This is a genomic window from Marinomonas sp. GJ51-14 (assembly GCF_055808695.1).
This window is the reverse complement of sequence record NZ_CM147879.1, coordinates 821,500-847,152: the sequence shown is the minus strand read 5'-3', so window position 1 is coordinate 847,152 and position 25,653 is coordinate 821,500. Positions and strand designations below refer to the sequence as shown.

Here is a 25,653-nt window from a genome sequence, read left to right as displayed (position 1 = left end):
CAGCGACATCTTGGGCAGTGCTTGGGACACTATTTTCGGACACTGTCATCACTATACTCCAGTATATCTAGGCTATATTTAGTGCGTATTTTTAACTAAATATAATTTATATACAATTCATTCTCAACCTTAATATGGATACAAATAGGAGTGAGAATGAGTCAATTAAACAATAAAGTTGCTGTTGTTATCGGTGGTGTTTCGGGTATCGGAGGGGCGGTATCAGAGCGCTTAGTAGCAGAAGGAGCCCTGGTCTATGCCACCAGTCGTTCGGTGCACAGATCGCAAGATAAGGATAGCAATATCCGACTTGTACAGACCGATGCGTCTCAAATCGATAAACTTATACATGCACTTGAATCAATACAGGCGGAAGCCGGACGTATTGATATTTTGGTTGTTAATGCTGGTCTTACAGAACTAGCTCCGCTTGGTGAAGTAAGCCAACAACATTTTGATGATCTCTTTAATCTAAACGTGCGCTCATTACTGATGGCAGTGCAACAGGTATCCGGTCAAATGGAAACCGGTAGTAGTATTGTCTTGATTGGATCAGTTGCTGGTGCACGCGGTGCGCCGGGTTTTGCTACCTATGCAGCGAGTAAAGCGGCTGTTCGGGCTCTGGCCCGCACGTGGTCTGTTGAACTTGCTGCAAAAGGTGTAAGAGTGAATGTCGTCAGCCCCGGCCCGACAGATACTGCCATGTTTGAATCCGTATCAGATGCGGTGCGAGAGAGTTTGGCTAGCCGCATACCAATGGGACGACTCGCTAGGGCGGAAGAAGTGGCTGCTACGGTTCTGTTTTTAGCCAGTGATCAAAGTAGCTTTATAACCGGAGAAGAGATAAGGGTAGATGGTGGCCTGACTCAGTTGTAACATTATTTGCGCTGTTTTAAATTGTTGGGAAAATAAACAGGATTTCCTTTTGAATCATTTCTTGTGGGAGTCCTGTTCTTTACGGATTCGTAGTGTAAGAGAGAGGATTACGAAAGGCTAAAGAGGTTTATCCAGTGGAGCCTAATTCAACTCATCCATATTTGTGAACTCTGAAGGGATAAATTTCGGCTGATTTGCTATTTTTACTAAAGACTGCAAATAGCCTTTTGGCGAGCAACCGTCTCAAATACTAGAATCACACGCTAAATTAATAAAAGGAAGTGAATTCAATGAACACATTTCAAATTCGTACAGGGCGTATTGATGATTTAGTCGCTTTAACTGATCTCTATAATTATTACATTACCCATACGGCAACCACTTTTGACATTGAACCTTACACATTAGAAAGCCGAGGAGTATGGTTCGCACAATTTGCTCCGACAGGAAGACATCAGCTGTTGGTTGTTGAAGAAGCGGGAGCAGTCCTAGGTTATGCGTGTAGTGGCCAATTTAAAGCCAAGAAAGCCTACGAAACCTCAGTGGAAGTAAGTATTTACCTAAAGCCAAACACACAAGGTCGTGGTTTAGGGAAGGCTTTATACACTGAGTTATTTAAACGGTTGGAAGTTGAAGATGTGCATCGTGCTTATGCTGGCATTACATTACCTAATGACGCATCGCTTATTATTCATCAAAAATTTGGTTTTGAATCAGTAGGTGTTTCTCGCGAAGTGGGTCGTAAGTTTGATAAGTATTGGGATGTTGAAATGCTGGAAAAAGAAATTGGTTAATATAGCCAATTTGAATTACTCAGACTATTTTTATGAATTTTTTACCTCAAAGTTAGGGAAATCGAAATTACTTAACTTAGGTTAATTCCTTCCTTCTTGTGCTCCTATATTCTGTTTCTATTGATTACATCACAGGGGCACATCATGTCATTACCATTGAGTTTGCAAAATTACATTTCGGATCTTGGCTTAGCCATTCCCGCACCATTAGACATTGCTTTCGTTGAGGCATTACAGGCTTCGCATATTGCTCGTTATAGCTTTAATAGTTTGGCCGTGGCGATGGGGGAAGATATTTCTTTGGAGCTAGACGATATCAGTAAAAAAATTGTCGAACGCGGCTTAGGTGGTTATTGCTTTGAACATAATAAATTAACATTTGAACTGCTCAAAGCATTAGGCTATGACGTCAAGCTGGTGATGGCTCGCGTATTAAATAATAAAGAGCATGATGTTCCAAGAACGCATCGATTGACCTTGTTAAATCATCAAGGCAACCAATACCTAGTCGACACAGGGTTTGGTGGGAGCTGCCCAATTTCCCCTTTGCTTTTGCAACCTGATTTGCAGCAAACAGCGGGTAATGATGTGTATCGTATTTTGGCTAAAGAGAACGGAGAATACGATTTACAGATTTTGAAAGAAGACGATTATCAGACCATGTATCGTTTCGATCTCGCCGTTTATACCGATGCAGATTGTCTGGCCGGTAACTTTTATTCTCATCGATACCCAACCGCTGGTTTCGTAAATAATTTAATGGTTGGATTGAAAAATGCCACTCGTACGGTTTTTCTAATGAACCATGAATTAATGGAAAGAGGGCAAGGAGAATTACAAAAACAGGTTATATCTTCTCCTGAAGCGCTGCACAAGGTATTAACCGATACGTTTGGTTTTGATATGGAACTGGTGATTGCTGAGCATTTTTTTGATCGTTTCTTAGCGAATAAATTGCTAGAGCTTAAAAATGAGAGTGAGAGCGAAAGAAAACCTCAGTCGGCAGGGGCTGCATCATGAGCCAAATGTTTACCTTGTTACTTTGGACTTGGTTAATGGCTTCATCCTTTATCGTTTCTGGCTTTATTGTCGACTATGCAAGCCCGATTGCAACGTCTGCATTTCGCTTCTTCTTAGCGTGCTTGATTATGTTGTGTGTTCTTATCGTTAATTGGCGCAAGAAGAAGTTAGAGATTAAAAATCAATTTAACATGTTATTCGCTTCACGAAATCGCCTTTTTCATTATGTGATTATTAGTGGTTCGCTGGTGGGTTTCTTTATTGGTTTGTTCGTTGCGTTGCAATCGACAACACCGCTGAATACGTCGGTTCTTTATACCTTAGTGCCTTTGATAGGTGTTTTTATTGCGAGAGTGTGGTTGCGTGAAGTCTTGCCATGGTTGCGTGTTTTGGGTTTTGTAATAGGTTCTTGTGGTGCCATGCTGGTGTTGTTTTCGACCCAAGGTATTGAGAATTTCACATGGCATTCAGGTGATCTTCTTTTCATTGGCGCGTGTTTTCTATTAGCGTTGCATGTGGTGTCTGTTCAAAAATGGGGACGGTCTTTGGATGCCTTATCAGGTGCTTTCATGATCATGTTATTTGGCAGTCTTTGGTTGTTGCCTATTGCTTTATTATGGGGTGATCTAGGGCAAGTGAAGTGGCATACCAGTGGCTTTTGGTTCTACGGATTATATTTAACGATTTTTACGACCTTATTTACTTTTGTGTTACAACAGCGTCTTGTGATAACTGTAGGCGCAAGTCGGTTATTGGCCTTCTCTTACACAATACCTGTTTGGGTTGCGTTGTTTGTTGCCATCACGAATGTTCGCTTATCAGGTTTGTTTGATTGGGGCTTTATGGCTGGGCTGTTATGCCTGTGTATTGCATTGTATCTTATTGATGGAAGTATAAAGAAAGTGACGTTATCTTATGGATCAAATTCAGTTACAAAATAGCTTCAAAGGGTATTTTAATGCTCTAGGGTATAACATCAATTGGTCACTTCTTACCTTATCGATAGATGTTCGCTTTATTTCAAAAGATGATTATCTTTTCCAACAAGGTGGTGTTGCTGATCGTCTTTATTTTTTGTCTTCAGGGTTAGTTCGTTATGTTAGTGTGTCAGATGAAGGCAAAGAGTTTACTCAAAGCTTTGTAAAAGGACCTCGAATTATTGGTTCGACAAAATCTATGGTGACAAAATCGAATGCTTTGTTTGGTATTCAAGCCTTAGAAGACTCTGTTGTTTTGTCTTATCCTTGGGAAATATTTTATTCACAGATGCGTCATGATAAATCTTTTCTTGAATTTTATGTGGCCTTATTAGAGCGGATTTTTATAGAGAAAGAAGAGCGAGAAAGTGCTTTTATGAAACACTCTGCTGAGCGGCGTTATCTTGACTTTTGTGTGGCGTACCCAGAATTAAAAAACACGATTCAGCAGCAACAAATCGCCTCTTATATTGGTATTACGCCTGTGGCCTTGAGCCGTATTCGCCAAAAGTTAAAGTTTGATCGATAAGAATCGATACGCATTTTATTTGCTTCGTTTGGTAATTTGTAAGGAACTTAACCTTGCTTTGTCTTTCCAATACGGACATTTTTATTAGGTGATTTTTTATGACTAAACGCTTTTCTCCTTCTTGTGATCGTAACCAGCAAGTCATTATTGATCAACTTACTGTCTACTTTAAAAGTGCTAAACAGGTATTGGAAATTGGCTCTGGAACTGGTCAGCATGCGGTGTTTTTTGCCCAGCGTTTACCTCATGTCACTTGGCATACAAGCGATATGTTGGAAAATCATGACAGTATTAATGCGTGGATGGATGAGGCACAGTTAAGTAATCTTGTTGCTCCTTTTGAATTTCATTTCGGCAAACATGTTTGGCCAAAGCAACTCTCCTTAGATGCTATTTTTACAGCTAACACGACTCACATTATGCAGCGGGAAGACGCGAAGTTGATGATGCAAACGGTCGCTCAGAATCTGCCAGAAGGTGGTGTTTTTTGCCAATACGGGCCGATGAATGTGGATGGCGAATACACCAGTGAAGGCAATCGAGATTTTGACCAAAGTTTACAGGAAGGCGGTTACGGTGGTATTCGTGATATTAATGAATTAATCGAATGGGCGACAGGCATGACGCTTGTTGAGAAGGTATCCATGCCAGCCAACAATTTCTTGTTGGTATGGAAAGTCGTCTAGTATTAAGTTTTGGCGTTATCATACCGTTCAGTTTGTTACTTGTGACTTTAATTTTTTCTTCTTAATTGGGTGATTAAAAGGTAGTGTTTACCGTCTTTCGTCATTGCATCGACTGGAAAATAGAAGTGTTATTTTCCATCTGTTAGTTTTCGTTTAAGGAATAAATATGTCTGCGTATAAGCAAGCTGCACAAGCGTTATTAAGTCGTCGTGAAGCGGGTGTTAAAGCCTCTCGCCTTGAAGCATCTATTCGTCCAGCCAGTATTGATGATGCTCTATTGATTCATGCCGAAATGATGACATTGAAAAAAGTCAGTGGCTGGAAGTGCTTGTTACCGTTACAGGAAGACACCATTATTGTGGCACCTATTTTCAATGTGCAAAGTGGTGCTGTGGCTGAGCTTTTTGAAGATAACGACGTTGCTCGTGTTGAGCCTGAAATTGGTTTTCTATTGTCAAAAGATTTACCTGTTAAAGCGGATGGCTACAGCGAAGCAGAGATTATCGACGCGATTGGCAGTGCTCACATGGCGTTAGAGTTAATGCAAAGTCGCTTTGCTGATGATGCTGGGCAAAGTGCTCATGAGAGCTTGGCGGATGGCCTACTTAATCAAGGTGTTTTTATCGGCCCTGAGATCGATAAAACCAAAGCGATCAATACAAGTCATCTTAAGATCACAGTGACTCAAGGTAATGAGGTACGTGAGTTAGATGGTAAACATCCTAATGATCGTGCTATCGATGGATTGGTTTGGTTAGTGAACTATATGGGTAAACGTGGAGTCAGTTTAGAAGCCGGTGCAGCGATTATCACAGGTTCATTTAAAGGCATTGTGAACATGGCTTTTGATGTGGAAACAAAGATTGCTTATGAAGGTTTGGGTGACTATCAAGTCACGTTTAAACGTCCTGTTTAATTTTATTTAATGGGTATTCAAAAAAATGGCTTCAATCAATTGAAGCCATTTTTTCAAAGAATATTTATTCTGTTGCGTTACGCTCGCTTTCAAGAATTTCTTCCAGCGCTTGTTTAAAACTTTCCGCTGGCTGTCCTCCTGTAATGGCGTATTTACTGTTAATGACAACAGTAGGTACCGAGTTGATGCCGCTTTGTTGCCAATGCTGTTTTAGCTTTTTCACTTCTTCTTTGTATTGTCCGCTTTCCAGTACGCCTTTCGCTGCGCTTGGATCTAGATCTACACTGGCGGCTATTTTAGATAAAATAGTGTAATCACTAACGTCTTGGTTATGGGTAAAATGTGCTTTGAATAATGCTGCTTTTAGTTCTGCTTGCTTGCCTTCCAAATGTGCCCAATGCAATAAGCGATGAGCGTCGAAAGAATTTCGCATGCGACTTTCGTCGTTGAAGTTAAAATCAAAATCGAGTTCTTTGCCGCGTTCTTGAATGGCTGCTCGGTTTTCTTCAGATTGTTCTTTTGTAATGCCGTATTTTTCCGTGATGTGTTCACTGAAACCCTGACCCTCTGGCGGCATTGACGGATTGAGTTCGAACGGTTGAAACGTGATGTTTACTTCAACCTTGTCACCCAGTTCTGCAATTGCTTTGTTTAAGTTACCAAGTCCAACTACGCACCAAGGGCACATAACATCGGAAACAAATTGGATATCTAATGAATCTTTCATGATCAATGACCTTGATGTTGGGTAGATTTATATTGATATGGGCTAAGCTCGGGAATAAAAGTGCTTAGAGGGGTAAAACGCTGTCTTCATGGTTATTTACATAATCCATGCAATATTCAGTGTAAAAGACATCTTCGATTTTAGCTTGCCTAATCAATACTTATTTGAACTTTATTAAGACGGTTTATGATTTAATGTGCGGCAATAAATTATTCCATTCATATTGTTTTTAGTTGAGTTTCCTATGCATGATATTTCTATATGGCTTCTTATCGTATTTATAGTTGGAAGTTACGTTCAGAGTATAACTGGCTTTGCTTTTGGTTTGATCGTGATGAGCGTGGCCGGATTATTTTCTTTGGTATCTCTAGACGTAGCGGCTTTTTCAGTTAGCGTATTAAGCATGGTAAATGCTGCTACTGGATTGTATGGCGGTGTATGGAAGCAAGTTAATCCTAAAAATTTAATTGTGTATTTTATTGCCTCCACGCCAGCGATCGCGATTGGCGTTTATCTACTGGATTATTTCGGTGAAAATGCATTGGATTGGTTGCAACTCTTCTTGGGTATTACCATAGTGTTAGCGTGTTTGATGAGTTTGATAAAGCCTAAGAAAGGAGCCGAACCTTCACGGCCTTGGGTGTATTTTGTGTTTGGTGGTATTTCTGGAATATTTGGTGGTTTGTTTGCCACATCAGGGCCGCCAATTTCTTATTTAATGTATCGCCAGCCTATTGCTATTAGTGTAATTCGCGCCACTTTGTTGAGCGTTTTCTTTATCTCATGCTTGATGCGAATTGCAATTATGGGCGTGGGCGGACAAATTACTGCACCCATGATTTGGGTAAGTCTATTAGGGTTGCCTTGTGTTCTTATTACCTCTGTATTGGCGAAGCGCTATCCGCCGAATATATCGCCTCAGGTGATCAAACGGATCGCTCTTATTTTATTGCTGTTATCTGGTGTTAGCTTATCGTTAAAGGCATTGCTTTAATCAGAAAGTTCAAGCATTCAAGGCTTAGAGGTGTGACAGGCTACAATAAAAAAGACACGTTATATTTTAAATTTAACGTGTCTTTTTTTAGATAGTGAATTTTTATTTCCAGTAGAAATAGGTTTTTCTAGATAACCCCAAGCTCTACTAAACGTTCATGTAAATAGCTGCCAGCAGTGTGACGTTCTGATAACACAACTTCAGGATGTGGGTGCAAGAATAATGGTAACGAAATTCGTGACTTCGTTTTATCAGCACCTTCAGGGTTAACCACGCGGTGAGATGTGGATGGGAAGTAACCTGCAGAAGCTTCTTGCAACATGTCACCAATATTAATCACTAAAGTGCCAAAGTCACAAGGCACGTCCATCCAGCTACCGTCTTTGGCTTTTACTTGTAAGCCGGGTTCATTTGCTGATGGTAAAATAGTTAATAGGTTAATGTCTTCGTGAGCGCCAGCACGAATTGCACCTAACTCCTCGTCACCTTTTAGTGGTGGATAATGTAATACGCGAAGAAGCGTTTGTTCACTGCCATCCACCATGCTGGAAAGTGATTGTGAATAATTCCCAGCGATGTCCGCGGGTGTGTGTTTTTCTACCCAAGCAAGTAGCTCTGATGCCAGAGTATTTGCTTCTGCATAATATTGACTCAATAGGGCCTTTTTATCTTCTGGGCACTGTCCCCATGGGTAATAGTGGAAATATTCTTTGATGTCTTTTTTCGTGTGACCTTTTGCTGTTTCCGATACATCAGGTGGGAAAAATCCATCTTGTGTACCCTTGTTGTATCGATAGTCGTATTTTTCTTCACTATCAAAGAATGACAGCCATTCATTGTAAATAGCGCTAACAAGAGCTTGTTGAATTGGGTGGTTTTTTAGAACGCCAAAGCCTGTTTCATGAAGAGATTTTACGAAATCTTCTTGGGCAGTTGGGCTAGTGTAATCGATGGCTTGTAGTTGCATGCTTGTTTCCTTTGTCGCTTTTTGGCAGACAGTATTGTTTATTTACATAAAGGCTTCTTTTCATGGGAAAAGAAATAATTTGTATTTTAAGACAATATTTAAGGAGATTAAGAAGACCAGCCGCTATGGAAAAAGTAGCGTAAATCGACGGTTTCAGCTTGGTAGTGTTGTGCCCATGTTATCATTTTTAGACGATCAAGAGGTCCGATTAATATCGAGTGGCCTTGTGCGCTTTGTAATGAAATTAGGGGCATTTTGGGCTTCCTAAGCATAAAAAGTAGAGATTTCTAAAACAATACATCATTTTTGATGTGTAATGGTAGTTTACTGCCTGAATTGTGTTTTTTGAAGGCAGTTGGTAAAAAAAAGGTATATTTTGGAATGGTTTACCGTTAGTTTGGTCTATACTGTTTTGGTCGAATCGTTTTTCTGATCGGCTTTTTTACACTTCTTCAATATCAGCACTACTGCGTTAAAGGAAGCTTTTTCAGCTTCAGATATGGTTCAGATCTCAGTTCTTTTTAAGCTTAGGCAATTAGCACACTCCTTGTGTTTTCATCTAATTAAAGAGGGTTCATGACTATGAATACATTTTTCGATTCGTTTAAAAATCACTTTTTAATCTCCATGCCCCACCTTGACGACCCACACTTTGAACATACGGTTATTTATCTTTGCCAACATACAGAAGATGGCGCGATGGGAATAATCATTAATCGTCCTTCTAATATCGATTTTACTGAATTAGCTAATCATCTTGATATGTCAATTAGCGCCCATCATTTGGCAGCAGAATCAATTTATACTGGTGGCCCTGTGGAAGCAGAGCGAGGTTTTATTCTTCATACTACAGATAAAAAGTGGAGCAATACTCTACCTGTAACAGATGAGGTTTCTTTATCGGCTTCTTTGGAGGCGCTAGAAGACATAGGGCAAGGTAATGGTCCAAATGCTTTTCGCATTACATTAGGGTGTGCTGGTTGGGATGCTGGACAATTAGAATCTGAAATTGCAAATAATGATTGGCTGGTATGTGAGGCGGATTTAGACGTATTATTCCATACACCAAGTGATATGCAATTTACCGCTGCAACTCAAGTACTGGGAATTGATATGACAAGACTTTCACCGGATATAGGACATGGTTAATGACAGCGTCAATCTCGACAGAAACGTCTTTAAAGGATAGTCAGAAACCCAATACTGTTCGTTCAGTATTGGGTTTTGATTTTGGTACAACCCGAATGGGGCTCGCTATTGGTCAAAGCATTACCGGTACTGCTCAACCATTGGATCCGATTAAAGCAAAAGACGGCATTCCTAACTGGGATGAAATCACGAAAGTGGTCGAAGAATGGAGACCAGATGCGTTTGTGGTTGGATTACCATTAGACATGGATGGCGCTGAAAATGAGATGTGTCAACGGGCACGTAAATTTGCCAAACGATTACATGGACGTTTTAATCTCCCTTACCATATGATGGATGAACGATTGTCTTCTTACGAAGCAAAAGGGCAGGTAATCGCACGAGGCGGGAACCGTAATTTCAAGGACAACTCTGTTGACGGTTTGGCAGCTCAAATGATTCTAGAAACTTGGTTTGCAGAATCTCTCTAAATCATCCATTAATAAACTGTTAAGATAGAAACAGTGATTTTATAAGCAAGGTATGAGTAATAATGAAGTTAGATTTAGAACATTCTCTAGCGTCAATGAAAACGCAATTGGCTGAGTATTGTAAAAAGAAAAATATTGAAGATGCCATTGTTGTCGGAATTCATACTGGTGGCGTTTGGGTGGCTGAACACCTAATGTCTGCCGTACCAACAAGCGAACCACTTGCGACATTGGATATTACTTTTTACCGTGATGATTTCACGAAAGCGGGATTAAACCCCAAAGTAAATCAAACGCAGTTGCCGGCTATTGAAGATCGACACGTTATTTTGGTTGATGATGTTTTGATGTCTGGTCGAACGATTCGTGCGGCGATGAATGAGATTTTTGACTTTGGTCGTCCAGCCAGTATTACCTTGGCTATCCTATATGATCTTGGGCAACATGAATTGCCTATTTCTGCAGACGTAGTGGGTGAGCATTTAACGCTTAATCCTGATCAAAGGGTTAAGTTAACTGGGCCTCAACCCATGAAGGTTTCCTTAGTGGATGCGCATTAATATAGCTTATAGCGCTTTATTTTTTACTTAACAAATACGACAATTAGAAAATGGATAAGATTAACGATCAAATAGCTGAAGAGAATTCGATTTTGCCAGTCATTCTGGTGAAGTCACTATTTGCGTTACTGTTTTGCATTTTTAATGCCCGGTTTTAGTTTTACTGACCGGGCATTTTTCTATCTAAATGCAGGCTTCTGATTGTGAGGTTCTTTCAGAATAAAAACGATTCAATACAAAAAGACTATTTTAAATGAGAAAGACGATACCGTCTTTGCAGTTTGAGGAAAGCAAACCATGATGCGATCCGACCCTCGGGCATTACAGTTAAATGAACACGGTCAACTAAAACACTTCCTGACACTAGATGGACTTGATAAAACCATTTTGACTGAGATTCTTGATAGAGCAGAATCTTTCCTTTCGATGGGGGAACAGTCTGTTAAGAAAGTGCCATTACTGCGAGGCAAGACAGTAGTTAATCTGTTTTTTGAAAACTCCACTCGAACTCGTACAACATTTGAGTTGGCCGCTAAGCGCTTATCAGCGGATGTTATTAATTTGAATATTGAAACTTCGGCGACGTCGAAGGGTGAGTCTTTACTCGATACTCTAAAAAACCTAGAAGCCATGCAAAGTGACATGTTTATTGTTCGACACTCTGATAGCGGTGCCCCTCATTTTATTGCGGAACACTGTACGCCAAACGTTGCGATAATTAATGCGGGTGATGGCCGTCACGCTCACCCAACTCAAGCTATGTTAGACATGTTGACGATTCGTCGTCATAAAGGCAGTTTTGATGGTCTTAAAATCGCTATTGTTGGTGATATTTTGCATTCACGGGTGGCTCGTTCTCAGCTACAGGCACTCACTACATTAGGTGTGGATGATATTCGTTTGGTTGGGCCAAAAACCTTAGTGCCAAGCTTTTTTTCAGAAATGGGTGCGACCATTTGTCATGATCTAGAAGCGGGTTTGAAAGACGTTGATGTGGTCGTCATGCTGCGCTTACAGAAAGAGCGTATGAAAGGCGCATTATTACCAAGTGAAGGTGAGTTCTACCGTTTGTATGGTTTGACGGAAGAATCCCTTGCATGGGCAAAGCCCGATGCCATTGTTATGCACCCAGGTCCAATTAACCGAGGTGTAGAGATTTCTTCAGAAGTGGCGGATGGCAAACACTCTGTGATTTTGAATCAGGTTACCAATGGTATTGCTGTGCGTATGGCAGTTATGTCTATGGCAATGAGTGGACAGTTGCAAAGTGATGAAACGCCAGCAGCGAAGGATGAAAAATAGCATGAAATTACGTATTCAAAATGGTCGTTTAATCGACCCTAGCCAAAACCTTGATAAAGTCACAGACTTATTCATAGACAACCATAAAATTGTTGCCATTGATGAAGCTCCTGCAGGTTTTGAGAATGCAGAAATCGTTGATGCATCTGGACATTGGGTATTACCCGGTTTGGTGGATCTTGCTGTGTCATTGCGTGAACCTGGTCAAACTCAAAAAGGCAATATTGCAACAGAAGGTCGGGCTGCTGTTTCTGGTGGGGTGACAACGGTTATTTGCCCTCCTGATACTCGTCCTATTGTTGATACACCAGCCGTTGCTGCGCTTATTCAAGACAAAGCAGATGAAGCAGGTATGGCCAATGTCTTTCCTATCGGTGCGTTAACGCAAGGCTTAGAGGGCGCGCAGCTAAGTAACATGGTTGCTCTAACAGATGCAGGTTGTGTCGCCTTGTCGAATGATAGGCATGCAATGGTGAATACAAAGGTCTTGTCGCGAGCGCTTGAATACGCCGCTACCCATGATTTATTGGTTGTCTTTCATCCTGATGAAAAGAGTTTATCCGAAGGTGGTTGTGCTCATGAAGGCTTGATGTCTACGATGCACGGTTTAGGTGGCATTCCGGACACTGCGGAAACGGTCGCGTTAATGCGAGATTTATTGTTGGTTGAAAAAACTGGAGTACGGGCACATTTTGCCCGTTTGTCCTGTGCGAAATCTGTTGAAATGGTTGCTGATGCAAAAGCTGCTGGCTTAGACGTTACAGCTGATGTGGCAGTCCACAACTTATTGCTCAGTGACGATGTATTGAATCAATTTGATGGTCGTTATCATGTGTTGCCACCATTGCGTGGTGAAAATGATCGTTTGACGTTAATCGAAGGTATTAAGCAAGGTGTGATTTCTGCCATTTGTTCTGATCATCAACCACATGAAAAAATGGCAAAAGTTGCGCCATTTGCGGCAACTGAGCCTGGTATGGCGAATGTGGAAATATTGCTGCCACTAGCGATGAAGCTGATGGATGAAGGTGATTTAGACTTCTCTACTTTGTTGATGTGTTTAACTTCTGGTCCAGCCGCATGCTTTGGGTTGGAAGCAGGTTCTTTATCCGTAGGTAGTTTTGCTGACTTTATGTTGTTTGATAGTACTGCCCGTTGGACATGGAATTACGAAGATAGAAAGACCAAAGGACATAACTCACCTTACTTTGGTGATGAATTTGTTGGTCGAGTTGTGAGCACTTATATCTCAGGTCAGCGTGTTTATCAGGCTATTTAACCCAATATTTAAGGTATAGTTGAGCTTTTAATGCATATTGTGCTTACTATACCTTTACTTTTCTTATTAGGTGTTTAATCTAGTTTGAACTACAGTTTACTATGGTTTTAATTTTTTATGCCTATCGACACTACGAGTTCATCACTGAAGGAACAGCAGATCTTGCGTTCTCGTGTAGCCTCTCTTGAAAAAGAGAAAGAGTTTATAAAGAAGCTTTATGCCGATATGCCCAAAATGCTTTTGGCCGTAACAAAAGGTGCTCCTTTGAGTGCTTTGCTTAATCGTTTTAAAGATAAACTACAAACTCAATTACCTAATACATATTGTCTTTTTATCGTTTGTGATAAAGATTGTACTCAATGGCGACTGCAATATATTGATCCTATCAACGATGAATTATTGAATTCAAACGGTCAGCTGGCTACCTTGCCTCAAGCTTTGATAACGTTTGCAGCTAAATCTTCTTGTCTTAAACGCCATGATGCTGATATTCAAAATTCAGCAGATTGGAATCTTTGGCATAGCTTTCTAGATGCACACTCTTTTTCTGACGTCTCTATGGTGAGTGTGCCTGATGGTCGTGGTTTTATTTATTTGATGCTGTCTTTTCAGAAAAAAGAGACAAGTCTCGAAGAAAATTTAATGTCACTTGCATTGGATAATTATACCGCCTGGGTTAATGCTGCATTCGAACGTGAAAAAGCTGATTTTTTATTATTGGAAGACAGTCATAGAGATCCAGAAACAGGACTGCTTCGCCGTTATAGTTTTGAAAACAGCTTTAACATCGTTTTGAAAGATTCTCGTCGCCATTTTCAAAGAGCAGCCTTGTTGTCTTTACGTTTATTATCAAATGAAAAAATAGAAAACGCAGAGTTAAAAGTATTAGCAGAAGTTATGCAGGATGCGGTGCGTGATAATGATCTAATGGCTCATTATGATGAACGTGAGCTGGTTATGGGGATTCGTATTCGCCATTTAGAAGATGCTGAAGTCGTTGCTACTAAACTCTTAGAGTCGATACAAAAGCCTGAGTATGCAAAAAATCGTTTAATTCGTGCAGGTCTTTCTATCGGTATTGCTTTTTATCCGGAACATTCTTCTCTCGACTCACTTCATCAAGCGGCTTTTTCAGCAGCGAATTCTTTAAAAAATGTATCGGGTTATCGTCTTGAATTTCATGATGCATTCTATGACTCTAGCTCAGAGTGTTATTCCTTATAAGCTTTTTTTGTCTTTTTAAATAGTGTTATGATGCGCATCTAATTGCCTTCTCATGTCGAGAAAGAAATTAGATGCGCATTGTATAAACGTTATATTTTAATTAGAAAGAGGAAATAGGTGCGATGACCATTGGTGTTGAAACGACTGAATCGATAAATATTAAATCAAACCTAAACCTTGTTTCTAAACAAATTGAACAGCTAGCTCAACGACATCATCGTGAAGTGAAAAGTGTTCGGTTGTTGGCTGTGAGTAAAACGAAACCAGTATCAGCATTGAAAGCTGCTTATGATGCAGGCCAAAGAGCATTTGGTGAAAACTATGTTCAAGAAGCTGTCGATAAACATCAGGCTTTGTCTCACCTTACTGATATTGAATGGCACTTTATTGGGCCTATACAATCAAACAAATCGCGCCTGATTGCTGAAACCATGCACTGGGTACATTCTGTAGATCGTGAAAAAATTGCACGTCGACTTAGTGAACAGCGTCCCAAGGGTCTGCCTCTATTAAATGTGTGCATTCAGGTAAACATTAGTGGCGAAGAGAGTAAATCTGGGATTTTGTTATCGAATTTAGACAGTATGGTTGATTTAATTGCTAGCTTACCGAATTTACAACTCAGAGGCTTAATGGCAATACCTGCACCGCAAGATAACCATGAAGCACAATGTGCAGTTTATCGACCTTTGACACAGGCTTATCTTGAATTAGCCAAATCCGATAGCATGATAGATACCTTATCGATTGGTATGTCTGGAGATCTGTCTGCAGCGATTCAATCTGGTAGTACCATGGTTCGTGTTGGTACCGCTATTTTTGGAGAACGAGATTACTCGACCAGTGTGTAATGTTTTTTGGTTTACGCTACTTTCTTAAAGAAAACAAATAGGATATGAAATGACACCGAGTATTGCTTTTATTGGCGTGGGAAATATGGCGAGAGCTATTTTTAGTGGCATGCTAGCTAGTGGTTATCCTGCGGAGAAAATTATAGGAACGTCGAGAACACCAGAAAAGCGTGAGTATTATCACGACCAATATGGCATCTCTATGTTAGCAGATAATGATTTAGCCATAGAGCAAGCTGACGTGGTTGTGTTATGCGTTAAACCAGCTCAAATGCAAGCGGTAGTCGAAGAGTTTTCAGCCCAAGTACGAGATGATCAAATGTTTATCTCGGTTGCAGCAGGTATTGAACTAGATGCGCTCGCATTCTGGCTAGGGAAACCTGTTGCTGTCGTAAGAAGTATGCCAAATACACCTTCACAGTTAGGTGCCGGTATGACAGGGTTAATCGCTAATGAACATACCTCGGAAGAACAAAAAGCCTTGGTTAGTAAGTTGTTCTCTAGTATTGGCAACTCAGTATGGGTGAAAGATGAGGCTCATATGCATACAGTGACTAGCTTATCAGGCAGCGCTCCTGCTTATTTTTTCCGCTTCTTAGAAGCCATGATTAGTAATGGTAAAGCTCAGGGGTTGGATGAAAAAACAAGCAGAGAATTAGCCAGCTACACAATGCTGGGTGCGGCAAGAATGGTCATTGAATTAGATGAGCCAATTTCTCAACTGCGTAAAAATATTACCTCGCCAAATGGGACAACAGAGCAGGCTTTGTTATCTCTTGAGGCATCCGACATTGATAAAGTGGTTGCTGATGCAATGATTGCATGTGTCAATCGATCAAAAGAAATGACAGAAAACTTCTCTGTCAAGAATGACTGATTAAGGAATACCTAGCATGAATGCCGATCCATTTGTTACGTTAGTAAAGGTTGTTTTGAACCTATACTTATTTATTGTTTTATTGCGTTTAGTGCTTCAACTCACTCGAGCTGACTTTTATAACCCAATAAGCCAAGGTGTTGTAAAGGCGACAAGCCCTTTAGTGCTGCCTTTACGGAAAATTATTCCAGCGATTGGCCGTATTGATACCGCTTCTCTTGTATTGGCGTTGGCAGTGCAATTGTTAACTGTTTTCGTCATTGTTTTGATGAAGGGAGCGACACTATCTGCTGTTGGTTACACCATATATACGGTTGCAGGAACCTTCTATCATTTGCTAGATTTGTATTTCTGGGCCATGCTAATTTCTGTCATATTAAGTTGGGTGGCACCTGGTGCGAATCATCCGGGAGCCATGTTGGTTGGACAGATTACTGAGCCTTTGTATCGCGTGTGTCAGCGTGTGATTCCGCCTTTAGGTGGATTGGATTTATCGCCTATTTTTATCTTCCTTGCGATTTCTTTTTTAAAACAAATATTGGGCCCTTACAGTATTTAATATCGCAAAATATTCAGAGTCATTAAGAAGGTTAAAAATCTTAAGTTACTCAGTGAATTGAGAACGGGGTCATATTCCTATATGATGCGACCCCTAATTGGGAACTACAGCGGACAACTAGGTCGTCAGCTACCCCAACTCCTTCTCCCTTATTTAATGTTGGATGAAAGCTATGAGTACGATTGCGGTTTATCCGGGGACATTTGACCCGATTACAAACGGCCATACGGATTTGGTGGAGCGCGCATCAAAGTTGTTCGAAAAGGTTATTGTTGCCGTTGCAGCAAGCCCAAAGAAACGCCCTGTACTAACTCATGAAATGCGTATTTCATTAGCTAAAAAAGTATTAGGACATTTACCGAACGTTGAAGTGGTTGGTTTTGATAACCTACTTACGGAGTTTACTCGTTCAGTGAGTGGCAAGGTCGTAATTCGTGGATTACGTGCTGTTTCTGATTTTGAATATGAATTTCAGTTAGCAAACATGAACCGTGCCATTGCGCCTGATGTAGAAAGTATCTTTTTAACACCTTCTGAAAAGCACTCTTACATATCGTCAACATTAGTAAGAGAAATTGCGTCTTTGAATGGTGATTTTGGGCAATTTGTTAACCCAGAAGTAAAACGTATTCTGCAAGAGCATTATCAGACAGCATAATAGTTGTTATCTGGATATGCTGTGGAAACATGAAGTGTTTTTTAGGAGAGAATAATGTCTCTTATCATTACTGATGAATGTATAAACTGTGATGTTTGTGAACCTGAGTGCCCAAATGAAGCCATCTCTCAGGGTGATGAAATTTATGTGATTGAGCCGTCAAAATGTACAGAGTGCATCGGCCATTTTGATGAACCTCAGTGCCAACAGGTTTGTCCAGTAGATTGCATACCATTGGACCCTAATCACAAAGAAAGTGAAGAGCAACTGATGGAAAAGTACTTAACGCTTACCGGTCAACTTTAGTCAAAGGTTGTTACAACTATCGATACAAATGGATTTATATTTTTAGCTGGTATTTTGCTGCTTGTCAGTATTTTAGCCAGCTCTTTAACGATACGTGTTGGTCTACCCTTGTTACTTGTTTTCCTCGGAATGGGGATGTTAGCAGGTGAAGAGGGGATTGGCCGACTGGCTTTTGACAACCCAAATCTTGCTTTTTTTGTTGGTAATCTTGCTCTTGCTGTCATCTTATTAGATGGTGGCATGCGCACCAAAACCAGTACTTTTCGAGTGGCTTTATGGCCTTCTTTCTCTCTAGCAACTCTTGGTGTTGTTCTCACTACAGCTGCTGTTGGCTCATTTGCCGCTTGGTTGCTTGATGTGCAACTTATCTATGGTTTATTACTAGGGGCTATTGTTGGCTCGACTGATGCCGCCGCTGTATTTAATTTGCTTCGCAATAGTGGTGTTAGTCTGAATGAGCGTGTTGGCGGTACGTTAGAGATAGAGTCTGGAGCCAATGACCCGATGGCTATCTTGTTGGTGGTGATGCTGACAGGACTGTTGCAAAGTAATGATCATTTAGGTGTTTGGGCATTTTTAGGGCAAATGCTTCAGCAATTTGCCATTGGTGGTGTGGCTGGTGTTTTAGGTGGAAAACTACTGTTACTGGTATTGCGTAAAGTACCTTTAGTGGAAGGCTTGTATGCCTTACTGATTATTTCTTTTGGCCTTGCTGTATTTTCCGGCGTTAATATTATTGGTGGCAGTGGTTTTCTAGCGGTCTACCTAGTTGGTTTGACTGTTGGTAATGGTCGTATCAAACAGCTTGAATCTATTTCTCAAGTTATGGACGGCTTGGCTTGGTTGGCTCAGGCCGGAATGTTCCTCTTGCTAGGGCTTTTGGTGACACCATCTAGCTTGCTGATTCATGGCTTTGAAGCTGTTGCGATTGCTGCTTTCTTGATTTTTATCGCACGCCCTGTTGCTGTGATGATTTGTTTATTGCCATTTGATTTTCGTTGGCCAGAACGTTTTTATATTAGTTGGGTTGGATTGCGTGGTGCTGTGCCCATTGTCTTGGCGCTTTATCCTGTTATTGCTGGTCTCTCAAATTCCGAACTACTATTTGAAATTACTTTCACTGTTGTACTGATTTCCCTGTTATTACAAGGTTCGACTGTTCCTTGGATGGCCCGTTGGTTAAAAGTGGTCGTGCCTCCAGCGCCAGCACCGACAACTCGCTTCTCTTTGATTGACGATGTTAGTTCTCATCATTCGTTAGAACTGTATGAATTCTTAGTTCAAGCTGAGTCTGTACGTATTCCTGCTGCGATTGTTCAAAATATACCAAGTGAAACTGTCTCAACGCCTCAGTTGGTCGCTTTAGTACGAGATCAACAACCTATTGTGGTGAATACAGAAACAGCTCTGAAGGCTGGAGATCGCATCTGGATGCTATTGCACCCAGAGGATGTGAACGACGTAGCCGTTATTTTCTCTCAACAAACATCAGGATCCTTCTTCTTACAGAACTTCTTTGGTGAGTTCGCGATTCGTGGTGATGCTTCTTTATTAGATTTGGCTAAAGTCTATGGTGTTTCGATAGAGGGTATTAACGAAGGTGATACAGCCGCAGAGCTGTTGCAACAACAGCTTGGTAAAGGTTTGGTGGTTGGCGATAGAGCTCGTTTTGGTAATCTCCGTCTTACCATTCGAGAGATGAAAGGTAATCAAATTGAAATGATAGGGCTTAAATTACAGAGTAAGTAACATTAAGCATTAAGCATTAAGCATTAAGCATTAAGCATTAAGCATTAAGCATTAAGCATTAAGCATTAAGCATTAAGCATTAAGCATTAAGCATTAAGCATTAAGCCCCACCATTTTTATTTAAACTTGCTGTTAGTCATCAAATAACTTTCCAATCTCACCCAAGGGTGGAATGACTTGATCATCATTGATTAACACAATTAGCCCTGCTGCATTGATGACATCATTGGTTTGAGGATGCGTCACTACCTCACCATTGGTTTGTACATAGCCTAATGCTGTCCCAATGTCTTTTTGAATTAAGGTGGTAACTACCCTTGCCCAAGTGACATTAGAAAGTCGAACATTCAAACGAATCGTATGATCGCCTTGATGGCGAAATAGATCTTCCAGTACTTGTTCTGTTCCTGGCGCCATTAATGAGCGTACCAGCATTTCTGGATAAGCTCTGACGGGTCTAATAACTGCATTTGCGCCTGCATTTTTGAATCGAGGTCGATTCGAATCATTAATGGCTTCCGCCATAATAAATGCTGACGAGTTTAACGCTTGAATACGATGCAAAATATCAAAGGTTAAGCTGTCACTATGACTGTCTTGTGCATCAGAAGATAAAACAATGATGTACTTAGCTTTATCTGTTCCCGCGGACAACAACATACCATCTTCTAATGCATCACCTGTATGATGAACCACACCTTGTGCTCTTAGATCCAACGGCAGTCCTTCGGGAAACGCCGTTGTTAAGATTTGAATTGGAGTATCGGCAAATTCAGGCGTTTGTGTAATCTGACTAACCAAGAGACCTAAATAGCGCTCAGCGTCGTATTTTGGTGTGTTGATAATCAATATATGGTTTTGCATTTCATTCCACCTTATAAAGCCTTTAACGCGCATTTCTTTTTTGACCATTCTGAGTTCGACATAGTCACTGGCCATTTGCGCGAGTAAGGTTATTCCCATGCCATAAATTAAGACAATGGTTGAGAGTTGCCCCCAAAAAGTAACTGCTGAGATATCGCCATAACCTGTTGTGCTTGCTGATGTCATGGTTAGCCAAAAGGCTTGCCACCAGTTTAGATCCTCGAAAAACACCATGGTTAAACTGTGTAAGCCAATGACACCTGCTAACAAAATAAGGCGTTTTCTTAAATCACTAGACTCATGCAAATGTACTTTGTCACGAAACCTTCGACGGCTGTTTTTTCGTTTTAAGAGCAGTCTAAGAGCGTCCATTTTACCTCAGTGTATTATTCGGCTGGCATAGCGTAGTCAAGCTGACGCCATGATTCATAAACCATCACAGCGACGGTATTCGAGAGGTTCAAGCTACGCGAATTTGCCTGCATAGGTAAACGCAGTCTTTGAGGAAGTGGTAAGGCCTCAATGAACTCAGCAGGCAAGCCACGAGTTTCAGGGCCAAAAACCAACACATCATTTGCTACAAAACTGGCTTCGCTATGGATTCGGCTGCCTTTAGTTGTTAGCGCATAAATAGTGCCTATGTCGTTTTGATCAACAAAAGCCTGAAAATCAGGATAGCGTTTTAAGCGAGTAAACTCGTGATAATCTAGTCCAGCTCGGCGTAGTTTTTTATCATCTAGATCAAAACCAAAAGGTTCGATTAAATGTAATTGATAACCTGTGTTGGCACACAGGCGAATTACGTTACCCGTGTTCGGTGGAATCTCTGGTTGGTAAAGTACAATATGAAGCATTAGTTTTATCTCCTTGATATTAGAGAGATAATAGCAGAGGAGTAGAAGAAACTAAGTTTTTAATTTTTTTTCAAAAAAACAGTTGACCAGAAAAACGGTTTCTCTATAATACGCCCCACTTGCCCAGATAGCTCAGTCGGTAGAGCAGAGGATTGAAAATCCTCGTGTCGGCGGTTCGATTCCGTCTCTGGGCACCATGATTAAAGAAAGCTCGCTTTTTATAAGCGGGCTTTTTTTATGTCTGGAGTTTGTGGAGGTTTTATTTTTAAAACCATATAAGATTTTGATTTATATGTTTTTTATTTCTATTTTGTGGTTTGTCTGTGTTTTTGTCTTTTCTTTTTTCTCTTCTGGTTTTTTGTAATTGCTGTATTTTCCTTCTTCTTTTTAAATGGGTTAGGTGAACAAAAGTTTAACTATTTGATTTTGTTGCATTTGGGCGGTGGTTTTTTGGTTTTTGTATCGAGGTAATCTGGGGAAATGCTTTACCTGCTCACTCAATAGGGGATAGGTCAAAAGGCAGGTTAACCAGTGTGTCATTCATGTAGCTGCTTTCTTGTTCCCCGATATCTCATGATCAATCGTACGGCGATTGGATGCTGTTATGCTAAATATGTCCAAAATTGACAATCTCATTTACCATGGTAAGAGAGCTATGGCGAGAGGAGAAGGTGATGAATGTTAATTTAAGTTCGGTTTTTGAAGACTATATAAAGCAACAGCTTGATACGGGCATGTACAACAATGCCAGTGAAGTTATCCGCGAGGCTTTGCGTATCAAAATGCAGCAAGATGAAGTTTATGAGGCTAAATTAGGCTCATTACGTGCTGCGGTAACGGCTGGGTTAGAAAGTGGTGAGCCTGAGGCGTTTGACGTGAATAGTATCCTCGCAGAGGCGAAAGGACGCGCGGGTCTTGATGCTTAAGGTTTTTATTCGTCCCCTTGCTCGTCAGGATATGTTGGGTATTTGGCAGTACACGTTTGAAGCATGGGGGATTTCAGTTATCTCAAAGGAATGGCTTCAACGTATGACAAGCTTGCTGGTGCACCGCAGTTAGGCCGAGCAGCAGACTTTATTCAAAAAGGCATACGACTCTATTTCTTTAAACACCACATCATTTTGTATCAGGTCACTGAGACACAATTAGACATCATTCGCGTTTTGCATGAGCGCATGGATGTTAGCCGCCATAAAATGGTTTAACGTTAATATAGAGGTAGTAATGCCAACAATCTGTGTTGATTTTGATGAACATTTCACGAGTTTTCTATCGGATTTAAAGGCAACGGGGCGTTATCGCAATGCAAGTGAAGCGGTGCGTGCAGTTCTTCGTCTTTTGGAAGAACAAGAGGCGGAATATCAGACTAAACTGGAGACTTTACGCCAAGCTTTGCAAGCCGGAGAGGACAGCGGTGAGAGTGGTCTCACGCATGCACAAATCATCGCCAAGGTAAATGCCCAATAACTACATCTATCCAACGCTTGCCGAACAAGACCTCATTGGTATTTATCTTTATACCGCTCAAAAATAGGGAGAGAAACAAGCTGATACTTATGATTTAGAGCTTGAGTTAGCTGTAAACATACTGGCGGGCTCGCCTAATATTGGCCGCGCTTCTCATGAAATAGAAGTAGGTTGTTGCTGTTTTGAACATAAACATCACACCCTCTTTTAGCGTCAGAAACAAACCGATATTTTGATTGTGCGCTTTTGCATGAAGCAATGGATATCCATCATCACATATCAGGCTAAAATCCCCCCTTGTTTAATTTTCACTCCCATTTTTTCTAGCTGTTGCCTGAATTTACTTTATTTCACCGAATATCCTTATCTGATTAGACAATAAAGTTGTAAACAAAAAGTGACTATCAATATGTTAAGGCGCTCTTTTTTGTGATGTTGTAAGGTATCGGTTCCATTTGTACATTTCATGTACATAATCACTACATAACGTAACTATTAATCAACGCTTCATGTTCTCTACTTTCGTTATTCTTTAAAGTCTATTTAAAGGAGTAAGTGAAGATGATGAAGGCAGTCACTGTGGTATTGTTAACTGCACTTGGGTATTTCTTGCTCGGGGTGGCGGGGTTGTCGGTCGCAATCTCTCCAGGTTATTCCTCCATTATTTGGCCCGCTTCTGGCCTTGCTGTTGCCGCAGTGATGTTTTTTCCTCGATTTGCTCCATTTGGTGTGCTGCTGGGTTCCTTTTTGGTCAATATGGGAGGAACTTGGGTAAATCATGATGCCATTGCTTTTCTGTTACCTTTTCTTATCGCTGTCGGCTCTACACTGCAAGCCTGTATTGGCGCTTATTTAGTGCATCGTTTTATTGGTGTTCCCTTTCGTTTTCATCGAATCCGTTTGGTGTCGCGTTTTGTTTTCATGGTGGCGGTTTTATCGACCATGATAGGTGCGAGTGTTGGTGCTGGTGCTCTATTGTATTTGGGAGTGATTGACGAAGGTGCTTTGTTAACTAATTGGTTGATTTGGTGGGTGGGAAATATCATTGGTGTGTTGATCTTTGTGCCTTTCCTGGCTATCTGCTTCCCTCGTTATTTTGATAACCATTTTGAACACCCTCTGCGTTTGTTGGGCGGTTTTTTGTTTGTGTTGGTGCTGACATCCGTTTTATCTCTTGGCGCGAGCTATTCTGAATGGAATAAACAGACTAAGGAGTTTAGAGCTAACGCTGAGTTGCTTGAGGTGCTGCTCAATAATCGTATTAAAAATACGGTGGATATTTTGTACAGTTTTGTAGGTTTGATGAGAGGCAGTGAGCATCTTGAAGCCAATGAGTTTGAATCATTTGCAAGTAGTGTGATGCAAAGGGACGACTCAATTCGTGGCGTATCGTTAAACTTTAAAGTGTCTGGTAAGGACATTGCTGCTTTTGAAAAGGACATTCAAAAAACTCATTCAGATTTTATTTTTAAGGTAAAAGAAAGAAATACGGAAGGGGAGCTTGTTCCTGTAACGCTAAGAGATAAGCACATAGTTGTTACCTTTATTTCACCCGTTAGCCGTAACCGAGCCGTTCTTGGTTACGATATCTATTCTCAATCTGATCGACAGCTTGCTCTTGATCAAGCGATTTCGCTGAGAGATGTATATCCTACAACGCCCATTAGGCTTATTCAGCGGTCAGATGGGGTATTACTTTTTTTACCTTTTTTCGATCAAACAACGGATGAATTTTTAGGTGTAGCAACGGCCGTTATTGAGATTGATGAATTGACACATTTGATTGTTGAGCAGGGATTGTTGCCAAATACTGAACTGTATTTGGTTGATATGAATGAGACCGGTCAGCCTATCCTAGTAACAAAAAGTGAGTCAGCAAGTTTGTCCATAGATGAACTTATTACGCGCTATGGGGCTAATGAGTTCAATCATGCTGTTGGTTTCGATATTGATGTTGGTGGCAAGTCATGGCACCTGTTTCAAACCAGTGACAGTTACTTTTTTAAACAGCCTTGGATTGTTCATTTCATTTTAGCTTGTGGTTTTCTTATTTCAGGATTGTTTGGCTGGTTCTTATTAATAGTGGGTGGCTATGCCGCAGAGGTTGAGAATAAAGTTAGATTAAGAACGCAAGATTTACAGTTAGCGAACGAATCTTTAAAAAAATCTGAGCTAGAACAAAGTAAGGCGAAAAACGAAGCGGAAGAAGCAAATCATGCAAAAAGTGAGTTTCTGGCTAACATGAGCCATGAAATTCGCACGCCGTTAAATGGGGTAATTGGTTGTTTATCTTTATTAATGAGTACCAAGCTGCAAGATGAGCAGATGAGCTTGGCAAAACTGTCTCAGCGGAGTGCTGAATCTTTATTGGATATTGTTAACGATATTCTCGATTTGTCTAAAATTGAGATGGGTAATTTAATATTAGAGAAAGAAGTCTTTGAACTGAGTGATCTTATTGAAGACGTAGCAAGTGTATTTACTCTCAAAGCTGAAGAAAAAGGGGTTACGCTAAATGTGCCCGCTACTGTTATTCCTGAATTGAATTTACGTGGGGATCGTCTGCGTATTAAGCAAGTTTTGGTTAATCTTGTTGGTAACGCTGTTAAGTTCACAGAAAAAGGCGAGGTGTCATTATATCTTGAGGTTGATCCTTTATCAGATGAATCAATTATTTTACGTATTGCTATTGTTGATACTGGTATTGGGGTTTCTGAAGAAGATCAAAGGCACTTATTTCGACGTTTTAAGCAGGCTGACGGTTCAACAACACGACGATTTGGTGGAACGGGTCTTGGTTTAGCGATCAGCAAGGAAATGATAGAGGCAATGGAGGGGAGTATCAACTTAATCTCCGTAGAGGGTGAGGGGTCTACTTTTACCTTTAATATTCCGCTTGATCTGGGGGGATTCCGAAAAGGTTGAAGCACTCAATTATGATGCTAGTGTCATTTTAATTTATCAAAACAACACGGGACGGAAGTATTTAGAAGATTTA

29 protein-coding genes and 1 tRNA gene are annotated in these 25,653 nt (G+C 40.7%); 25 read left to right on the top strand and 5 right to left on the bottom strand.

The window, feature by feature from the left end:
* The first annotated feature begins 156 nt into the window (after window positions 1–156).
* The 7 genes from AC0L3Y_RS04170 to AC0L3Y_RS04140 all read left to right on the top strand — a co-directional run bounded on the left by AC0L3Y_RS04170 (window position 157) and on the right by AC0L3Y_RS04140 (window position 5,798).
* Window positions 157–876 (top strand): SDR family NAD(P)-dependent oxidoreductase, encoded by a 720-nt coding sequence (locus tag AC0L3Y_RS04170; RefSeq protein WP_473469153.1) that lies wholly within the window; start codon window positions 157–159, stop codon window positions 874–876.
* Between the two features lie 290 nt (window positions 877–1,166).
* Window positions 1,167–1,670: a GNAT family N-acetyltransferase gene (locus tag AC0L3Y_RS04165; RefSeq protein WP_473469151.1), complete on the top strand. Its 504-nt coding sequence runs from the start codon at window positions 1,167–1,169 to the stop codon at window positions 1,668–1,670.
* Between the two features lie 144 nt (window positions 1,671–1,814).
* Window positions 1,815–2,690 carry an arylamine N-acetyltransferase family protein gene (locus tag AC0L3Y_RS04160; protein WP_473469149.1) on the top strand — a complete coding sequence of 292 codons (876 nt, stop codon included), beginning with the start codon at window positions 1,815–1,817 and terminating at the stop codon, window positions 2,688–2,690.
* Window positions 2,687–3,631, top strand: a complete 945-nt coding sequence (locus AC0L3Y_RS04155) for a DMT family transporter (protein WP_473469146.1) — start codon at window positions 2,687–2,689, stop codon at window positions 3,629–3,631. The genes AC0L3Y_RS04160 and AC0L3Y_RS04155 overlap by 4 nt, the downstream gene beginning before the upstream one ends.
* Window positions 3,606–4,196, top strand: a complete 591-nt coding sequence (locus tag AC0L3Y_RS04150) for a Crp/Fnr family transcriptional regulator (RefSeq protein WP_473469144.1) — start codon at window positions 3,606–3,608, stop codon at window positions 4,194–4,196. The genes AC0L3Y_RS04155 and AC0L3Y_RS04150 overlap by 26 nt, the downstream gene beginning before the upstream one ends.
* Window positions 4,197–4,294: 98 nt before the next feature.
* On the top strand, window positions 4,295–4,882 hold the full coding sequence (locus AC0L3Y_RS04145; protein ID WP_473469143.1) for a DUF938 domain-containing protein: 588 nt from the start codon (window positions 4,295–4,297) through the stop codon (window positions 4,880–4,882).
* A gap of 166 nt (window positions 4,883–5,048) precedes the next feature.
* Complete coding sequence (locus AC0L3Y_RS04140; RefSeq protein WP_473469141.1) at window positions 5,049–5,798, top strand: hypothetical protein; 750 nt, start codon at window positions 5,049–5,051, stop codon at window positions 5,796–5,798.
* 64 nt (window positions 5,799–5,862) lie between these two features.
* On the opposite strand, the gene AC0L3Y_RS04135 is transcribed toward AC0L3Y_RS04140, so the two are convergent.
* Window positions 5,863–6,525 (bottom strand): DsbA family oxidoreductase, encoded by a 663-nt coding sequence (locus AC0L3Y_RS04135; RefSeq protein WP_473469138.1) that lies wholly within the window; start codon window positions 6,523–6,525, stop codon window positions 5,863–5,865.
* A gap of 244 nt (window positions 6,526–6,769) precedes the next feature.
* Between AC0L3Y_RS04135 and AC0L3Y_RS04130 the strand changes: the two genes are divergently transcribed.
* Window positions 6,770–7,519 carry a TSUP family transporter gene (locus tag AC0L3Y_RS04130; RefSeq protein ID WP_473469135.1) on the top strand — a complete coding sequence of 250 codons (750 nt, stop codon included), beginning with the start codon at window positions 6,770–6,772 and terminating at the stop codon, window positions 7,517–7,519.
* 127 nt (window positions 7,520–7,646) lie between these two features.
* On the opposite strand, the gene AC0L3Y_RS04125 is transcribed toward AC0L3Y_RS04130, so the two are convergent.
* Together AC0L3Y_RS04125 and AC0L3Y_RS04120 are read right to left on the bottom strand one after the other, a co-directional pair.
* Window positions 7,647–8,486 (bottom strand): 2OG-Fe(II) oxygenase family protein, encoded by an 840-nt coding sequence (locus AC0L3Y_RS04125; RefSeq protein WP_473469133.1) that lies wholly within the window; start codon window positions 8,484–8,486, stop codon window positions 7,647–7,649.
* A 107-nt stretch (window positions 8,487–8,593) separates the two neighbouring features.
* Window positions 8,594–8,740, bottom strand: coding sequence for a hypothetical protein (locus AC0L3Y_RS04120; protein ID WP_473469131.1), 147 nt, complete (start codon window positions 8,738–8,740; stop codon window positions 8,594–8,596).
* A 322-nt stretch (window positions 8,741–9,062) separates the two neighbouring features.
* Here AC0L3Y_RS04120 and AC0L3Y_RS04115 point away from each other — a divergent pair, with 322 nt between their 5' ends.
* The 12 genes from AC0L3Y_RS04115 (at window position 9,063) to AC0L3Y_RS04060 (ending at window position 19,470) form a co-directional block, all read left to right on the top strand.
* Window positions 9,063–9,635 carry a YqgE/AlgH family protein gene (locus AC0L3Y_RS04115; RefSeq protein WP_473469128.1) on the top strand — a complete coding sequence of 191 codons (573 nt, stop codon included), beginning with the start codon at window positions 9,063–9,065 and terminating at the stop codon, window positions 9,633–9,635.
* Window positions 9,635–10,105 carry a Holliday junction resolvase RuvX gene (ruvX, locus tag AC0L3Y_RS04110; protein ID WP_473469126.1) on the top strand — a complete coding sequence of 157 codons (471 nt, stop codon included), beginning with the start codon at window positions 9,635–9,637 and terminating at the stop codon, window positions 10,103–10,105. Before AC0L3Y_RS04115 ends, ruvX begins: the two co-directional genes overlap by 1 nt.
* A 62-nt stretch (window positions 10,106–10,167) precedes the next feature.
* Window positions 10,168–10,665: a bifunctional pyr operon transcriptional regulator/uracil phosphoribosyltransferase PyrR gene (gene pyrR, locus AC0L3Y_RS04105; protein ID WP_473469124.1), complete on the top strand. Its 498-nt coding sequence runs from the start codon at window positions 10,168–10,170 to the stop codon at window positions 10,663–10,665.
* 297 nt (window positions 10,666–10,962) lie between these two features.
* Window positions 10,963–11,967 (top strand): aspartate carbamoyltransferase catalytic subunit, encoded by a 1,005-nt coding sequence (locus tag AC0L3Y_RS04100; protein ID WP_473469122.1) that lies wholly within the window; start codon window positions 10,963–10,965, stop codon window positions 11,965–11,967.
* A 1-nt stretch (window position 11,968) separates the two neighbouring features.
* Window positions 11,969–13,246, top strand: a complete 1,278-nt coding sequence (locus tag AC0L3Y_RS04095) for a dihydroorotase (protein WP_473469119.1) — start codon at window positions 11,969–11,971, stop codon at window positions 13,244–13,246.
* Window positions 13,247–13,408: 162 nt separating this feature from the next.
* Window positions 13,409–14,470 (top strand): diguanylate cyclase domain-containing protein, encoded by a 1,062-nt coding sequence (locus AC0L3Y_RS04090; RefSeq protein WP_473469117.1) that lies wholly within the window; start codon window positions 13,409–13,411, stop codon window positions 14,468–14,470.
* 122 nt (window positions 14,471–14,592) lie between these two features.
* Complete coding sequence (locus AC0L3Y_RS04085; RefSeq protein ID WP_473469114.1) at window positions 14,593–15,321, top strand: YggS family pyridoxal phosphate-dependent enzyme; 729 nt, start codon at window positions 14,593–14,595, stop codon at window positions 15,319–15,321.
* Window positions 15,322–15,370: 49 nt separating this feature from the next.
* Window positions 15,371–16,198, top strand: coding sequence for a pyrroline-5-carboxylate reductase (gene proC / locus AC0L3Y_RS04080; protein ID WP_473469111.1), 828 nt, complete (start codon window positions 15,371–15,373; stop codon window positions 16,196–16,198).
* 16 nt (window positions 16,199–16,214) lie between these two features.
* On the top strand, window positions 16,215–16,757 hold the full coding sequence (locus AC0L3Y_RS04075) for a YggT family protein (RefSeq protein ID WP_473469109.1): 543 nt from the start codon (window positions 16,215–16,217) through the stop codon (window positions 16,755–16,757).
* 172 nt (window positions 16,758–16,929) lie between these two features.
* Entirely contained in the window at window positions 16,930–17,415 is a 486-nt protein-coding gene (coaD, locus tag AC0L3Y_RS04070) for a pantetheine-phosphate adenylyltransferase (protein ID WP_473469107.1), read from the top strand.
* A gap of 54 nt (window positions 17,416–17,469) precedes the next feature.
* The gene (locus AC0L3Y_RS04065; protein WP_473469105.1) at window positions 17,470–17,721 is read left to right on the top strand and encodes a YfhL family 4Fe-4S dicluster ferredoxin; all 252 of its coding nucleotides are present in this window, start codon (window positions 17,470–17,472) and stop codon (window positions 17,719–17,721) included.
* Window positions 17,722–17,739: 18 nt separating this feature from the next.
* Entirely contained in the window at window positions 17,740–19,470 is a 1,731-nt protein-coding gene (locus tag AC0L3Y_RS04060) for a potassium/proton antiporter (protein WP_473470582.1), read from the top strand.
* A gap of 132 nt (window positions 19,471–19,602) precedes the next feature.
* Here AC0L3Y_RS04060 and AC0L3Y_RS04055 read toward each other — a convergent pair whose 3' ends face one another.
* On the bottom strand, window positions 19,603–20,706 hold the full coding sequence (locus tag AC0L3Y_RS04055) for an ion channel (protein ID WP_473469103.1): 1,104 nt from the start codon (window positions 20,704–20,706) through the stop codon (window positions 19,603–19,605).
* A gap of 14 nt (window positions 20,707–20,720) precedes the next feature.
* On the bottom strand, window positions 20,721–21,188 hold the full coding sequence (gene trmL / locus AC0L3Y_RS04050; protein ID WP_473469101.1) for a tRNA (uridine(34)/cytosine(34)/5-carboxymethylaminomethyluridine(34)-2'-O)-methyltransferase TrmL: 468 nt from the start codon (window positions 21,186–21,188) through the stop codon (window positions 20,721–20,723).
* Between the two features lie 121 nt (window positions 21,189–21,309).
* Here trmL and AC0L3Y_RS04045 point away from each other — a divergent pair.
* The 5 genes from AC0L3Y_RS04045 (at window position 21,310) to AC0L3Y_RS04025 (ending at window position 25,580) form a co-directional block, all read left to right on the top strand.
* Window positions 21,310–21,385: transfer RNA gene (locus tag AC0L3Y_RS04045), tRNA-Phe, on the top strand.
* A gap of 477 nt (window positions 21,386–21,862) precedes the next feature.
* Window positions 21,863–22,114, top strand: coding sequence for a type II toxin-antitoxin system ParD family antitoxin (locus AC0L3Y_RS04040; protein WP_473469098.1), 252 nt, complete (start codon window positions 21,863–21,865; stop codon window positions 22,112–22,114).
* 90 nt (window positions 22,115–22,204) lie between these two features.
* A complete protein-coding gene (locus AC0L3Y_RS04035) occupies window positions 22,205–22,393 on the top strand; it encodes a type II toxin-antitoxin system RelE/ParE family toxin (protein WP_473469094.1) in 189 nt (62 codons plus the stop codon).
* Entirely contained in the window at window positions 22,368–22,655 is a 288-nt protein-coding gene (locus AC0L3Y_RS04030) for a type II toxin-antitoxin system ParD family antitoxin (protein WP_473469092.1), read from the top strand. The genes AC0L3Y_RS04035 and AC0L3Y_RS04030 overlap by 26 nt, the downstream gene beginning before the upstream one ends.
* A gap of 561 nt (window positions 22,656–23,216) precedes the next feature.
* Window positions 23,217–25,580 (top strand): MASE1 domain-containing protein, encoded by a 2,364-nt coding sequence (locus tag AC0L3Y_RS04025; RefSeq protein WP_473469089.1) that lies wholly within the window; start codon window positions 23,217–23,219, stop codon window positions 25,578–25,580.
* The last annotated feature ends 73 nt before the right edge of the window (window positions 25,581–25,653 follow it).